This is a genomic window from Kangiella geojedonensis (genome assembly GCF_000981765.1).
Taxonomy (GTDB): Bacteria; Pseudomonadota; Gammaproteobacteria; order Enterobacterales; family Kangiellaceae; genus Kangiella; species Kangiella geojedonensis.
On the sequence record NZ_CP010975.1, the window covers coordinates 1209695 to 1224592 of the forward strand.

A 14898-nucleotide genomic window follows, 5' to 3' on the forward strand; every position below is an offset into this window, starting at 1 on the left:
ATGCCAGCCAGAATAACGGCTTGTTATCCTGATATGCCGGCTAAGGAAAGCGTACTTTTTGAGAACTCGCAGTATCAGGTCGGGAGAGACCATGATTGCGAGGTCAGGCTAAATCATCCTAGTGTGTCGAGAAAGCATGCCTTAGTGAATGCCCGTGATGAGCATTGGTATTTAAAAGATGGCTTAAGTTCAAATGGCGTTCGTATTAATGGGAAACCGATTGAGGGTGGTCAATTGTCTTCAAACGATGTCATCTCATTGGGTGAAATCGATTGTTTGTTTGAGCTTAAGACTAAACAGCAGCTTGACTCTATAACTGCCCATAATGAGTGGAGAATTCAGCAATCTAGAAAGTCGTATAATGAGTTAGCTCGTCAATCGTTGCTTGATGCGCTTGATGAACAACTCTATTCACTGCTTAATCTGACAGGCACTCAACGTGGCTTGGTTATGCTAGGAAACTCGCCTGAAACTTTAACTGTTTGCGCGTCCAAAGGTATGACGCAACAAGATTTTCATAGCAAATCTTTTGAGGGTAGCGTCGGCGCGATGCAACGAGCCTTACAACAGCGTAGCCCAGTGCTTGCTATGGACGTAAAGTTAGACCATTTATTGGCCTCGCGAGAAAGTATTCAGCGTAAGCAAATAGCAGCGCTAGCTTGCATCCCGTTGCTGGCTGATAATAACTTAGTTGGAGTGGTTTATACTGACAGTAAAGAGTCCAACAAGGTTCTAACTGAACTTGATTTAGAAATCCTCAACTTAGTTTCTGAGCAAATCAAAATAAATTCTGAAGCTATTGTTTTACAAAACGAAATATCTGCTATATTGAGTAATATTCCGGAACATATATTTGCCGAACAACAACCAATTAAAGAGCAAATATTAGCAGTACACTAGAAAGAGTCGTACTTCCTGAAAACTACTATTTTTGGCTATTAGCCACAGGAGCGCAGATTAATGGGGCATGATGACTTAGATCAAAATACTAAGTCCGGTTCGTTAAAAGAAACGCAGATATTATCCAAACCAGCGACCCTCGAGACTGACTCTGTTTTGGTGGGGCGTTTTAAAATTCAATCACTTCAGGGTTGTGGTCGGTTTGGATGCGTCTATAAAGCTACAGACTTACAGCTTGACTCCAATGTCGCTATTAAAGTGCTTCACCAGCACCTAGTATCTGAAGCTTCCTTACGCGTATTTAAGAATGAAATTCTGACACTTCGACAACTGTCGCATCCCAATATAGTCCGCGTTCATGAGTATTATGAAGATGAGCATATCCACTTTATCACCATGGACTGGATTCAAGGGGATACGTTAAAAGACTGGATAGAGCAACATACAGTCACCGAAGAGACCCTAAATGACTTTACCGGGCAGATCTTGTCTGCGTTAGAGGTCACAGAATCTAAAGCCATTAGCCACAAAGATCTCAAGCCAGAGAATATCCTAATTGATAATAATCAGCATCTTTATATTGCTGATTTCGGGATCGCTAGCGCGGTGGGTGATAAGGCTTCTGCTGTCATCACAGGTACACCGCTGTATTCACCCCCTGAGTACCTTGAGTCAGGCAAATCAGTAGCGTCGATTGATATTTATGCTTTCGGCTTGATCCTGTATGAGCTGATTACAAAAAAGCTGCCATACCATGCCCAAACTCAAGAAGAGCTGATTAAAGAAAAGCTTTCGTCACAAAAAGTTAAGTTTGAGAAAAGGTTTACCCGATACGAAAAGCTTGTACAACGCTGCATCGCTCCCTTGGCGGATTCACGACCAAAAACTGCTTCAGAAGCAAGAAAGCTCATTGATGCAAGCCAAGATAAGGGTATGAGTCGACAATCAAAGCTAACAGCTATCAGCGTAGCTACAGTGTTATTGGCTTTGATTGCATCAGGGCTATACTTTTTTCGTGCTGATAATTTGGGGGGAAAGAAGCTGATAGGCGCTAAGCAATTAATAGAGGCGCAACAAGAGGGTGTGCAGTCATTAGCTGTGTTACCTTTTGACACCAAATCGGCGGAAGCCTGGTTAATTGATGGCTTACCACATTTGCTCTCCGATGAACTCTCCCAAATTTCAGACTTAAGAATTGTGGGGTACGAGCGTTCACGAGAGACTATGGATTTGCTCGGCTATCAAACACCTTTGGATGAACAAAAACTAAAAGTCATTAGTGATCTTACGCAGAGCACTTACTTGCTGAACACCAAATTAGTTCCAATTGGCCCCAACCGCTACCAAGTTAATGCTGAGTTAATACGAGTGGCTGGTAACACGGTCGAAACGTCCGATATTATCCAGTTCCAATCGAACAAGGAAAGTTTAGCGCAAGAGTTTTCGTCATTGGTCGTTGCTGTGAATGAACAGTTTGGACTGGAATCTCTTGATACAGAGTTATACCTTCCTCAAGGTGTTCACCTTGAAACTATTTCTGAGGTAGAAGTTCTGTTGAAAAATGGCGAGGATGCTAGAGCAAAGGAGCTGCTAGAGAAATTATTAAATTCTGAGGCTGAGTACAGTAAAGGCTGGCTATTACTAGGGCAGCTTGAAGCATCGATAGGCAGTATTTTAGAAGCGGAATCTGCATTTCAAAAAGCAGTAGAAACGTCGCCACAAAACTCACTGGTTCGTAATCAGGCGCAAGCAGAACTACAGTTGCTGGCTGGCGACATTGACTCAGCCATAGAGACTTATCGCAGCATTTTACAACGACTTCCAAACAATAGTGATATTCGTCTAGAACTAGCGCAGCTTCTTATCCAGCAGCAGTCACTTGAAACGGCCAAGCAAGAGTTAATTACCGTTGTAGAAAGCGACGAGAATCACCCTATAGCCTGGTATGAACTATCAAAAGTTGCTATCTGGCAGGGAGAGACTCAGGAAGCAGTTGATAATTATTTGGTAAAAGCCTTAGTCACTGCAAAGAAGCTTAAAAATACTCAACTTCAAGGTGATGTGCTTAATGCCTTTGGTGTTGCCCATCATCGCCTGGGGCAGCTGGATCTGGCTTTGGACTATTACAAGCAAGGATTGACCGACCGAAAAAAGGTGAATGATTCTCGGGGTATTGTTACAAGTCTCTCTAACTTAGCTTCTGTTTACGCGGTAAAAGGTGAGTATCAACAAGCAGAGCAAAACTTGTTACAAGCATTAGAAACAAACAAGTCTAGAAACGACGCTGTAAAACAGGCTGACTTATTTAATGAACTCGGGGTCATTGCTGAGGAGCAAGGTCTATACTCGAAAGCATTGGAGCACTTTCAATCTTCTCTGAGTATTCGTATGAAGCTTGATGATGATTGGTTGAAAGCTGAAAGCCTGAATAATGTCGCTTATATTTTCTTCCTACTTTCCGATGAAGAGCAAGCCACTATTTATTGGGAACAAGCTAAAGCTTATTATGAAAAGGTTGATGACCCGGTAGGCGTGGTTCGTGTTAATGAAAACATGGCACAGCTTGAGTTACAAAAGGGCAATTGGCAATCGGCTTACCGCATGTATCAGTCTGCTTTAGAGAAGTCTGAAGAGTTGAACCTGACGGAAGAAACCATTGTTGCACAAGCTTATCTCGCAAAAATTGCTTTCTTGCAAGGCAATTTTGAGCAGCCTCCATTACAACTCAATGATATTAAAACTGAGCTTAAAGATCGCCAAGATGTACGAGGGCAGGTGGAGTTTGGATTGTGGTTGACCGACTGGTCTATATCTACTGGCGCATACCAACAGGCAGAATCGATTCTAGCGGAACTGATGCCTCTCATGGAGCAAGAAAAAAATCGTTCTCAACAATTAATCTACAACACGTTGGCTTCAAGGCTAAGCTTATATCAAGGCGATGACTTGCCAATTGCTTCGAATCAAGAGTTTGAGCAAGTGACTTCAAAAGCGGCGCTGGAGAGCTTAGTTCTTCAGCTAGAGGCGCTGTTATTCAGTAACACAATGCAGGAAGGTGCGAGCGATAAGTTTTTAGTGGTTAGTCAAGAGTTTGACCAGTATGATTTAGACTTACATCGCTATTTCTTACTGAGAAAACTCATTCTGTTGGGCTACTACCATGCACAATCCGGTGATGATGAGGCGCTAAAAACGGTATTAGACCAATTAACTATGCTAAAGCGTGGCGTTGGTACTTACTGGAGAAATTATCAAATAGAACGATTAGAAAGTATTTATTACGGCATGATAAAAAATTCAGAAAAAGCCCGCGAAAGTGCACTAAAGGCGTTAAAAAGTTTTACCGAATTAAAACAACAATTACCAGAGCAACAACAGCAACATATTATTTCATTGCAAGGACGTTATTTTTCAGCAGATCAATCGAAAGATGATTTTTTTATGGAGCAAGTCAATGACAAAGAATGATGAAATAAGCAAGATGCTTGATGCGTTAAGTCTTAAACAAAATCAAATTGCAGAAAATTTAGCCAGCGGCAACACTCAAATGCGTAGCCTGGCTAAGCGAGTCTGGCGTGTACAAGAAGATGAACGTAAACATATTGCACGCGAATTACATGATGGTGTTGGGCAGCTACTTACGGCGCTAATCAACCAAATTGAGTTGACTGCCAAAGAAGAAGCGTCTGATGAGACTTTAAAAAGCTTGCACGACAGTTTGGATTTGGCTCGTCAAGCTTTAAGCGATACACGAAAAATTTCTCGACTGATGCGACCAAGAATCTTAGATGATTTAGGTTTAGAGCCTGCGCTTAAATGGTTAACACGAGTTATGCGTGAGGAAGAAAAAGCTGATATTGCGTTAGAAACTCAGTTATCTCATGAGCTTGATGGGGAAACTCAAACATTGGTATTTCGTGTTGTTCAAGAGTCTATTACGAATGCGATTAAGCACGCTGAGGCTGAACATATCAAAGTACAGGTTGTGTCTCAACCGAGTTTATTAATGGTTAAAGTTACTGATGATGGCGTTGGTATGGATACCGAAGTTGCTTTAGGGCCCGATGGTTTTGGTTTATCTGCGATGCAAGATCGCGTTGCTGCCTTTGGTGGGCAATTAATGATTCAATCAAAACTTGGTGAGGGCAGTGAAATTAAAATGTTACTAGTGGGGAATAACTAACTATGATCCGTGTGCTACTAGCCGATGATCACACTATATTGAGGCAAGGTTTGGTCAGTATTCTTGCTAAAGATGATGACTGCATGGTGGTTGGAGAAGCGTCCAACGGTGTTGAGGCGGTCGAGAAAGCATTCGAGCTAGAGCCACAAATTGCTGTTATCGATATTAGTATGCCTGAGTTAAACGGTATGGAGGTGGTAAAACGTATCCATCAAAAGCTTCCCGATTGTCGAATATTAGTGTTAACCATGCATGAAGAAGAAGAATATGTCATTCACATGGTAAGAGCCGGAGCATCAGGCTATTTATTAAAAGATAGTGCAAGTGAGGAATTAATCCAAGCAGTCAAAACACTGGCTAGTGGAAAAAGTTATTACAGTCAATATGCCGCTCAAGTATTGGCCAACCAATACACGCAGCCAGACAAATGGAGTGATCCATACAAGAATTTGACCAAACGCGAGCGTGAGGTTTTTCACCTTGTGGTCGATGGTAAAACCACCAAAGAAGTTGCTAAAGCTCTCGACATCAGCGTTAAAACTGCTGAAAACCATCGAGGCAAAGTCTTGGACAAGCTCAAGGTGGCAAATTCTGCGGAATTAGTTAAGTATGCGGCGCAGCATAAATTGTTGATCTAAAAGGACTTTTCAAAGAATATTGGTCGTACCTCTTTAACTAGGTAGTAACGATAATTTTTCTAGGGGTTTTCCCCGATACCCAGCTCATCTTGTTTCATGGCATGCTCATTTAGGAATTACTAAATGGGTAAACAAAACATGAAAACAACATCACTTTTTAAATCAAAACCGTTACAGGCAGCAATGCTTGCAGCGGGACTTGGCGTCACTTCTTTAGGCTTGTCAGCAAAATCACTAGGTCCTCAATTAAGCGAAATGCTTCCTACAGCATCTGAAGCTGAAGTGTTTGAGGTCATTGTTACTTTTGAAGGCGAAGGTCCTGCATCACCTCTTCAGTTAAACGCACTAGAACAGCTAGGCGTTACTTCGGGAGTGAGCTTACAGAATGTTCCTATTGTGGGTCTTTTAGCCACAAAATCACAAATTGATGCGATTTATTCACGAGATGACGTTCGCTCGGTATGGCATAACTCTGAATTGACTTATGACAACCAAGGCGCAACACAAATCACGGGTGTGGATCGCTTACGTGCTGATAGAAGCTTACGTAGTCAAGGCATGCCATTCTCAGGCCGTGGTATTGGTGTTGTAGTTAATGATTCTGGTGTTGATGGAACTCACCCAGACCTAAAATATCCTAACCACGTTGTACAAAACGTGTTAGCACAAACTAACTTACGCTCGTTTAGCGATCTAGCTCCAATTACGTATCAAGAGAACATCGCCAACACTGATATCGGTGGCGGTCATGGTACACACGTTGCAGGTACTATCGGTGGTAATGGTAGTATGTCGAGCGGTGAGCAAGAAGGTGTTGCTCCTGGTGCTAAAATCATTGGTTATGGTTCTGGCGCTGGTTTATTTATTTTAGATACGCTTGGCGGCTTTGATTACGCGCTTAGTCATCAATTCGAGTACAACATCCGTGTGATTTCGAACTCTTTCGGTAGTACTAGTGATGTTGGCTCTGACTTCAACCCAGACCATCCAACAAACGTCATCACTAAGAAACTAAGTGATAACGGCGTCATCGTTGTGTTCTCTGCCGGTAACTCAGGTAACGGCGAAGGTACTATTACAGGTAACTTCAAAAAAGCACCATGGGTCGTAACCGTTGCGGCAGGGGATAAAGATGGTAATTTAGCAGATTTCAGTTCACGAGGCGTGAAAGGTAAGGGCGGCACCGTTGAAATAGACGGCGAAACGTTTGAATGGGTTGATCGCCCAACTATCACAGCGCCAGGTGTTGATATTGCTTCAGCTCGTGCATCGCTAGGCAGTACTTCATGGTTAAGTATTGATAGTGATATTGATTTACTACCGCCAGCACAAGTTCCTTACTATACACACTCTAGTGGTACCTCAATGTCAGCGCCACATATTTCTGGCGTAGTTGCTTTGATGCTAGAAGCTGACCCTTCATTGAATTGGAGAGATGTGAAACGCATTCTTCAAAATACCGCTACTAACATGCCTGGTCTAGAGCCATGGGAAGCTGGTGCGGGTTATGTAAACGCATATGCAGCAGTAAAAGCAGTCCTTGAAGAAAGCCAAGATTTTGGTCAAACGACCAAGATTAACCGTGACTTCAACGCGGCTTCATTAACGTCTTTAGCGCGTGACTTTCCGACTAGCGTTCCATTTGCTCCAGCAGGAGATAACCCTGGAACAACTTTCAACGTAGACGGTGATATTTCACTGGTTATGGCGAGTGCACAAGTTCCTGATAACACCGTTGCTCTTACGTTAACCAGCCCTACAGGCAAGCGTTATGGTTCAAGCATTGCTCTTCCAGTATTGGGTGAAAACATTGCTGTCGTTGCTCCTGGCGAGCCAGGCGAGTGGGTTATTAAAGCAGGCGGTATTGGTTCTGTATCTGGCGTTGCTCTTGACCCAGCAGGTGTGACTAATGGTTACGCTGCTCCAGGCACTATCCAAGCGAATATCAAAATGATTCGTACTGATGGTTTTGTTGGTCTAGATGATGTTGTAGGTCACCCAGCGCAAGGCTTCATTGAGCATGCGGTAAGCGAGCAACTGGTTGATGGTACTGCCAATGGCTTCAAACCGGATCGTTTATTAACTCGTGCTGAAATGGCTGACTTCCTGACACTAGGTGCGGGTATCCGTCAGTCGAATGACGCTGCGGACAAAACATTTATTGATGTCAAAGCTGCTAACTCAGCAAGTGTCAACGCTGTGACGCAGACGGGTGGCGCATTAAAAGACCGTGAGCAAACACAAGCTCCTGTAATGTCTGGTAGCGCCTCAACCTTTGACCCTAAAGGAAAAGTCAGCAAGCTTGACGTGGCTTATTCATTAATGCAGTCACTAGGTTTAGAAGGCGTTGACTCTAGTTACGATGGCACCAACCTAACAGCAACATTTGGTGATGAGCGAGTTGTCATTGCTGACCAAGATATGGTTCCAGAAGGTCTTAAGCATTATGTACAGCATGCGATTGACCGTGGTGTGCTAGGAGTAAGCTTCAGTGTTGAGCAAGGACCGTTTGACCTAGAGCCTACTATCGTTGCTCACTTCTCTCCTCAAGAGTTGATGAGCCGCGCAGACTTTGCGGTAGCAATGAGCCGTTACTACTTGTCGCAAAGCAATTAAGAATTTAAATCTCCAGTGGGAGGCTTTTAGCCAGGGACGGTTTTTTTATTCTCATAAGCCAGCTTTCTAGCTGGCTTTTTATGCTTACAGCAGTCTTCACTGGGCTCTCATCAGACCAGTCGCTATGAACTGGTTAAATTTGCTAAGATTGCGTATATTCCTTTCAACATTTATTAGAACTAAAACGAATATGTCTAAAGCCTTATTAGAACATTGGGATGACATCCTACTACTTGATGAGCAGTTAACGGAAGAAGAGCGATTAATTCGTGATACCGCTCGTGACTATTGCCAAAATAAGTTGATGCCTCGTGTGCTTGAGGCTAATCGCCATGAACACTTCCATCGTGAAATTATGACGGAATTAGGTGAGCTTGGGTTACTTGGTTCGACAATTGATGGCTACGGCTGTGCCGGCGCATCTTACGTTGCCTATGGTTTGGTAGCGCGTGAAGTAGAGCGCGTAGACTCCGGTTATCGTTCGGCGCTGTCTGTTCAGTCAAGTTTAGTCATGCATCCCATTAATGAGTACGGTACTGAGGCTCAAAAGGAAAAATACTTACCTAAACTCGCTACGGGCGAATGGGTCGGTTGCTTTGGTCTGACAGAACCTGACTCAGGCTCAGATCCTGCCAGCATGAAAACTCGTGCTAAAAAGGTAGAGGGCGGTTATTCATTGAGCGGCACTAAAATGTGGATCACCAACTCACCAATCGCCGATGTTTTTGTGGTGTGGGGGAAAGATGATGAAGGTGATATCCGTGGCTTTGTCCTTGAAAAAGGCATGGAAGGTCTATCGGCACCTAAAATTGATGGTAAATTCTCTCTACGAGCCTCTACAACCGGCGAAATCGTTATGGATGGTGTGTTTGTACCTGAAGAGAATATGTTCCCTGAAGTTAAAGGCTTAAGAGGGCCATTCGGTTGTCTGAATCGTGCACGTTATGGTATCGCTTGGGGTGCTATGGGTGCTGCTGAGTTCTGCTGGCACGCTGCTCGCCAATATGGATTAGATCGCAAGCAGTTCAATAAACCTCTGGCCGCAACTCAGTTATTCCAAAAGAAACTGGCTGACATGCAAACGGAAATCACCATTGCCTTACAGGCGGCTTTACGTGTGGGGCGTTTAATTGATGAGAAACGATTTGCACCAGAAATGATTTCTTTAGTGAAACGTAACTCTTGTGGCAAGGCGCTCGATATAGCCCGTATGGCACGTGATATGCATGGTGGTAATGGTATTTGCGATGAGTTCCATGTTATTCGTCATGCGATGAACTTAGAGGCTGTGAACACCTATGAGGGTACGCACGATATCCATGCGCTTATCCTAGGACGCTCACAGACAGGCCTGCAAGCATTCATGTAATAACTTTGTAGTGTTTGAATTTTATACAAAAGGGGCTCGTTGAGCCCTTTTTTCGTATGAGAATTAGGATAATCACACTTTTTAACACTATAAGACTTGTTTTTTACGTAAATTTACGCAACCTTAGGAGTGTAAGGCAGTCTATTTGTAAGACGGTGGCAATAAAACAAAGGTTATTGAATGATAGATAAGAAGTGGCTGTTAGCCGTATTCACCCTAAGTATTTCTTTTGGCGCAGTGGCAGACGCTGGTGCCGACAAATCTCCTAAGAAATTTGATAAGGCATTACACGAAGAAGTGTACTCGCTACCTGCACCAGCAAGTCTGGACATGGAGCCGGAAACTAAGTTTCGTGAAACAGGACGTTTGATAGCTTTTATATTAAACCAAAGCCATTACTCACACCCTAAATTCAATGATGAGTTATCCAAAGAAACGTTCAAGCAACTCATTAAAACGTTTGATCCCAACCGCAGTTACTTTTATGAAAGTGATATTGAGCAACTAAAAGTTTATGAAGATAAACTCGATGATGCCCTTAGAACGGGAAAAATTGAAGTTGCCTATTCCTTTTTCGAAATATTTGAACAGCGTTATCGCGAACGCTATCAGTATGCTCTGAAGTTACTTCAGAAGCCCTTGGATTTCGAGAAAGACGAAAATTATGTTTACGACAGAACAGAGGCAGATTGGGCTACCAGCGAAGCTGAGCTGAATGATATTTGGCGTAAGCGGGTCAAAAATGATGCTCTAAATTTAAAATTAGCAGAGCAAACTGACGAAGAAATAAAAGAAAAGCTGAACAGCCGCTATCGCTCTGCCATTAGACGTTTATCGCAGTCTAACAGCGAAGACGTTTTCGGCTATTTTATGAATGCCGTGAGCTCTGCAATTGATCCTCATACTTCTTACTATACGCCTCGTCGCTTTGAAAACTTCGCCATCAATATGAGCCTTAAACTGCAGGGTATTGGTGCTGTTTTAACACAAGAAGACCAGTTTACTAAGATCGTTTCTGTGGTGAACAAAGGGCCAGCACAAAAGTCAGGTCAAATCCACAAGAACGATAAAGTGATTGGTGTTGCTCAGGGTGATAAAGGAGAAATGGTGGATGTGATTGGTTGGAGAAATGACGATGTTGTTGATCTAATCCGTGGCGAAGCCGGAACTGTCGTAAGATTACAAATTATTCCATATACCGAAGCCGGTGATGGAATGCCTAAAGTGGTCAGAATTGTTCGTGAAGAGATTAAACTCGAAGACCAAGCGGCCAAATCAAATACCATTGAAGTTGAGCAAAACGGTAAAAACGTTAATTTAGGCATTATTGAATTGCCTTCTTTCTACTCAGAAGCAGCGGCTCGTGAAGGAGAGGAAGGCAAAGAGACTACCAGCACGACTCAAGACGTTGCTCGTTTAATCAAAAAGTTGAAGAAAGAAAGCGAGATTGATGGTCTTATTATTGATTTACGTAATAACGGCGGTGGTTCGCTAACCGAAGTGGTCAACCTCGTTGGACTTTTTATTGATAAAGGTCCTGTAGTACAAGGTCAAAGCAGTGGCGGGCAATTACGAGTTTTAGAAGACGAAGATGGTGTAACGCTCTACGATGGACCACTAGCGGTCATGGTCAATGGTTCGAGTGCGTCTGCCTCTGAGATTTTCGCTGGAGCAATCCAGGACTATGGCCGAGGCTTAGTTATTGGCGACAATACATTTGGTAAAGGTACCGTGCAGAGTATTGCTGATTTGAACCGTTATTTACGCAACCCAGAACTTAACGTCGGAGCCTTAAAGCTTACCATTGAAAAGTATTACCGCGTGACTGGTGAAAGTACTCAAAATAAAGGGGTGCAACCAGATATTAAATTCCCAACGATTTTCGATCCTGAAAAGTATGGTGAGAGTTCGTATGACAATGCTCTAGAGTGGGATACTATCGATTCGGCAAGTTTTGAGCGAGCAGGTGAGCTTAGTGAGTTCATGCCATACCTTCAGTATCGCCATGAAAAGCGTAAGGAGTCTAATGAGGAATTTGCATTTTTTGTAGACGATATCGAGCGAGCTAAAGTTGAACGTGACAACAAAGTCGTTTCACTAAACTATGAAAAGCGCCTTGCTAAGCAAAAGAAGAATGACACACTTCGTTTGCAGCGCGAAAACATCAAGAGGAAAATGCAAGGATTAGAGCCTTTGGCAGAGCTTGAGGATGAACAAGAGAACGAAGAAGATACTAGCTCTGAGGAAGAAAGCACAGATGAGCCTGATGTCTTATTGAAAGAGGCAGCGAACATTTTGGCTGACTTAATCGCTATTAAGGCAAAACCAGAGCTTATTGCAGCATTTGAGAAAGCAAACAAAGACATCTAATACCAAAAACTTGGTTTATGCAAAAGCCTTAGCTAACAAATAGTTAAGGCTTTTTTATTGTACAAGGAATTATTAATATTTTATGATTGTGACTAACATCAATAATGGTTCCGAACGATGCAAGAATTGCTTTCCAAACCTTTATTTTCAATTGGCGACAAGTTTGATGTGACGATGTCACAGTTACTTCTTGCGATATTGTTCATCATCCTTGCTGGATTGTTCAGCCATTATTTTTCAAAGTTCATCACTAGAAAGATCTTAACCAAATTTAAGCTAGCTGAAGATAACCTGGTTATTATAAAGCGACTCATATTTTTTATCTTGCTCGCGATAATTACCGTGACGGTCCTATCGTTCTTTAATGTGCCTTTAACGGCCTTTGCGTTTATGTCGGGTGCTGTAGCGATAGGCGTTGGCTTTGGTGCCAAGACAGTCATGGATAACTTTATCAGTGGTTGGATATTGATGTCTGAGCGCCCAGTTAGAATCAACGACATTGTTGAATACGAAGGACATTTAGGGCGTGTCATTGAAGTGGGCAACCGTTCGACCATGATTCGTCGCATTGATGGTGCCCACATGGTGGTTCCTAACAGTAGTCTACTTCAGGCAAACCTTATCAACTGGACCTTGGTCGATCCTAATATCCGAACCTCGGTCAGAGTCGGAGTCGCTTACGGCAGTGATGTTGAAAAAGTAAAAGAGATACTTGAAAAGGTCCTAAAAGATCATGAGGCCGTCATCGATGACCCTGCACCAATTGTCATATTCGAAGACTTTGGAGACAGTGCGCTAACCTTCGACCTTTGGTTTTGGGCTCGTGTCGGAGCCGTTAGAGAGTTGCGTGTGATTAGAAGTGATATACGCTTCAGCATTACCAAGCATTTCGAGGAAGCTGGTATTGTTATTGCATTCCCTCAACGAGATTTGCATTTCAAATTCGACAATCAGTCTAGCTTTCCTGTAACTATCAACCGGAGTAGTAAAGCTGATAATTCGAAAGACAATGAAAAGGGTGATAGCTAATGGAACATTATGATATATCGAATAAAGGTGGGCTGATCACCGAAACCGATGATGCTCCAAGAGCCTACCGTTGGTATAGGATGAATTATTCATCTGATGAAGATTGCCAGTGGTTGGATGAAAACCCTCTGCTCAATAATTTATTTAAAGAGCAACTGTTAAAAGCAGAAACACGGCCTGTTTTTTATCAAGATGAAGAATCCTTATTGATCTGCTTACGTGGCGTTAATCTAAACAAGAATGCTGATCCAGAAGATATGATTTCGATACGTTTGTGGGCAAACAATAACACCGTGATCACCAGTTGCAATCGGTCGAGTTTATCGCTTCAAGATATCTTTAAAAACTTAGAGAATGATATCGGCCCTAAAACACCGGGAGAGTTCCTTGCTGTGTTGATTGAGAGGCTGGCTATTCGAATTGAGGACTTTTTTGAGCAGTTTGAAGAACAGTTGGACGCTCAAGAAGATAGCATCGAAACAGCTGATAGTAGGGGGCTTGGAACCGAGCTTGGTAATTTGCGTCGTCAAGCGGCCACCGTAAGACGTTACTTAACCCCACAAAAAGATGCGCTCGATAAACTAAGCCGAGCGGCTAGTCCATTGCTCACAGAGGACTTGCTGGAAGAAATGCGGGATGACCGTGACAAAATTGCACGTTTACTCGAAGATTTAGAGTTATCCCGAGAACGCTCCATGGCGTTACAAGAACAGTTATTAGCCAAGATTGGTTATGAGCAAAACAACCGTTTATACGTACTGGCCATTATTTCTGCAATTTTCTTGCCGCTGACGTTTCTTTCAGGTTTACTCGGAATGAACGTCGCCGGACTACCGGGAACGCAAGACTCTAACGCTTTCTGGTTTGTGTCGGGACTGTGTTTATTGATAGCGATCGGTTTAATGGTGTGGTTTAAGTTTAAAAAATGGTACTAGCTACATACAGAGCAGCTTGGGTCTTTCATAATATTAAAACGTTGGAATGCTGTATCTAGGCTGTCATATGTGAGCAAGAAACTCGTATCCGCTTTATTGAGCCCAAGTATAATTTTCAAAGCCTCTGTAGCTTGTAAAGTACCCATGGTTCCAACGACTGGCGATAAAATCCCCTGATCTGCACAATTACCCTCTGGTAAGTTCATATTGGAGTACAAGCATTGGTAGCAAGCATGTTGTAGCTTTTGATTGAACACGGCCAACTGAGCTGAGAAGGCTACAGCTGTTGCTGAAACCAATGGAATCTGATTAGAGACCGACCATTCATTAATCAAAAACCGGCTGGTAAAGTTATCGGTGCAGTCTAAAACTAAGGTGAAACGCTCTGAATCCAGTTTATTTAAAACTTCAGGACTTGCCTTTTGGGTGAGTAAGTTGACTTTAATGGTTGGTGATAGGGACTCTAGGCTAGCTTTCGCTGACTCTGTTTTTGGCGAACCGATAGTTTCTATTCGATGAATAATTTGTCTTTGTAAGTTTGAGCTTTCGACTAAGTCATCGTCAACAACCGTAAGTTCACCAACACCTGCCGCGACTAAATAAAGTGCAGCAGGGGAGCCAAGTCCGCCCAAACCTATAATCAAAACATGACTATCTTTTATAGCTTCCTGTCCTTCGATATCAATCTCAGGCAAGATAATGTGGCGACTGTATTGGAGTAGCTCTTCTTTACTAAGCATAATAGCTTTTGAGGGTGAATATGAAGTGATTATCGCATAGCCATAAGTTTATAGCCAAGATAGTCCTTTTCGAAATTGCACTCTCATGCATCCGCTGATAATCTTAGACCTTTATAAA

Annotated in this window: 10 protein-coding genes; 9 read left to right on the plus strand and 1 reads right to left on the minus strand. The window is 42.8% G+C overall.

Annotated elements, in window-relative coordinates; all coding sequences use genetic code 11:
- The 9 genes from TQ33_RS05330 to TQ33_RS05370 all read left to right on the plus strand — a co-directional run bounded on the left by TQ33_RS05330 (position 1) and on the right by TQ33_RS05370 (position 14040).
- Positions 1-900: an FHA domain-containing protein gene (locus tag TQ33_RS05330; RefSeq protein ID WP_046561141.1), complete on the plus strand. Its 900-nt coding sequence runs from the start codon at positions 1-3 to the stop codon at positions 898-900.
- 60 nt (positions 901-960) lie between these two features.
- Positions 961-4368 (plus strand): serine/threonine-protein kinase, encoded by a 3408-nt coding sequence (locus TQ33_RS05335; protein ID WP_046561142.1) that lies wholly within the window; start codon positions 961-963, stop codon positions 4366-4368.
- The gene (locus TQ33_RS05340) at positions 4355-5083 is read left to right on the plus strand and encodes a sensor histidine kinase (protein WP_046561143.1); all 729 of its coding nucleotides are present in this window, start codon (positions 4355-4357) and stop codon (positions 5081-5083) included. Before TQ33_RS05335 ends, TQ33_RS05340 begins: the two co-directional genes overlap by 14 nt.
- Positions 5084-5085: 2 nt before the next feature.
- Positions 5086-5721 (plus strand): response regulator transcription factor, encoded by a 636-nt coding sequence (locus tag TQ33_RS05345; RefSeq protein ID WP_046561144.1) that lies wholly within the window; start codon positions 5086-5088, stop codon positions 5719-5721.
- Between the two features lie 123 nt (positions 5722-5844).
- Complete coding sequence (locus TQ33_RS05350) at positions 5845-8337, plus strand: S8 family serine peptidase (protein ID WP_046561145.1); 2493 nt, start codon at positions 5845-5847, stop codon at positions 8335-8337.
- 190 nt (positions 8338-8527) lie between these two features.
- A complete protein-coding gene (locus TQ33_RS05355; protein ID WP_046561146.1) occupies positions 8528-9706 on the plus strand; it encodes an acyl-CoA dehydrogenase in 1179 nt (392 codons plus the stop codon).
- Between the two features lie 180 nt (positions 9707-9886).
- Positions 9887-12076, plus strand: coding sequence for a carboxy terminal-processing peptidase (locus TQ33_RS05360; protein WP_046561147.1), 2190 nt, complete (start codon positions 9887-9889; stop codon positions 12074-12076).
- Between the two features lie 117 nt (positions 12077-12193).
- The gene (locus tag TQ33_RS05365) at positions 12194-13105 is read left to right on the plus strand and encodes a mechanosensitive ion channel family protein (RefSeq protein WP_052735214.1); all 912 of its coding nucleotides are present in this window, start codon (positions 12194-12196) and stop codon (positions 13103-13105) included.
- Positions 13105-14040 (plus strand): zinc transporter ZntB, encoded by a 936-nt coding sequence (locus TQ33_RS05370; RefSeq protein ID WP_046561148.1) that lies wholly within the window; start codon positions 13105-13107, stop codon positions 14038-14040. Before TQ33_RS05365 ends, TQ33_RS05370 begins: the two co-directional genes overlap by 1 nt.
- Here TQ33_RS05370 and TQ33_RS05375 read toward each other — a convergent pair.
- Positions 14037-14780, minus strand: coding sequence for a HesA/MoeB/ThiF family protein (locus TQ33_RS05375; RefSeq protein ID WP_046561149.1), 744 nt, complete (start codon positions 14778-14780; stop codon positions 14037-14039). The genes TQ33_RS05370 and TQ33_RS05375 overlap by 4 nt on opposite strands.
- Positions 14781-14898: the final 118 nt, after the last annotated feature.

Bases quoted from the DNA above. Each gene is read 5' to 3' on its own strand.
- TQ33_RS05330 (WP_046561141.1), top strand. From the start codon at position 1: ATGCCAGCCAGAATAACGGCTTGTTATCCTGATATGCCGGCTAAGGAA.
- TQ33_RS05365 (WP_052735214.1), top strand. From the start codon at position 12,194: ATGCAAGAATTGCTTTCCAAACCTTTATTTTCAATTGGCGACAAGTTT.
- TQ33_RS05345 (WP_046561144.1), top strand. From the start codon at position 5,086: ATGATCCGTGTGCTACTAGCCGATGATCACACTATATTGAGGCAAGGT.
- TQ33_RS05375 (WP_046561149.1), bottom strand. From the start codon at position 14,780: ATGCTTAGTAAAGAAGAGCTACTCCAATACAGTCGCCACATTATCTTG.
- TQ33_RS05360 (WP_046561147.1), top strand. From the start codon at position 9,887: ATGATAGATAAGAAGTGGCTGTTAGCCGTATTCACCCTAAGTATTTCT.
- TQ33_RS05355 (WP_046561146.1), top strand. From the start codon at position 8,528: ATGTCTAAAGCCTTATTAGAACATTGGGATGACATCCTACTACTTGAT.
- TQ33_RS05340 (WP_046561143.1), top strand. From the start codon at position 4,355: ATGACAAAGAATGATGAAATAAGCAAGATGCTTGATGCGTTAAGTCTT.
- TQ33_RS05335 (WP_046561142.1), top strand. From the start codon at position 961: ATGGGGCATGATGACTTAGATCAAAATACTAAGTCCGGTTCGTTAAAA.
- TQ33_RS05370 (WP_046561148.1), top strand. From the start codon at position 13,105: ATGGAACATTATGATATATCGAATAAAGGTGGGCTGATCACCGAAACC.
- TQ33_RS05350 (WP_046561145.1), top strand. From the start codon at position 5,845: ATGGGTAAACAAAACATGAAAACAACATCACTTTTTAAATCAAAACCG.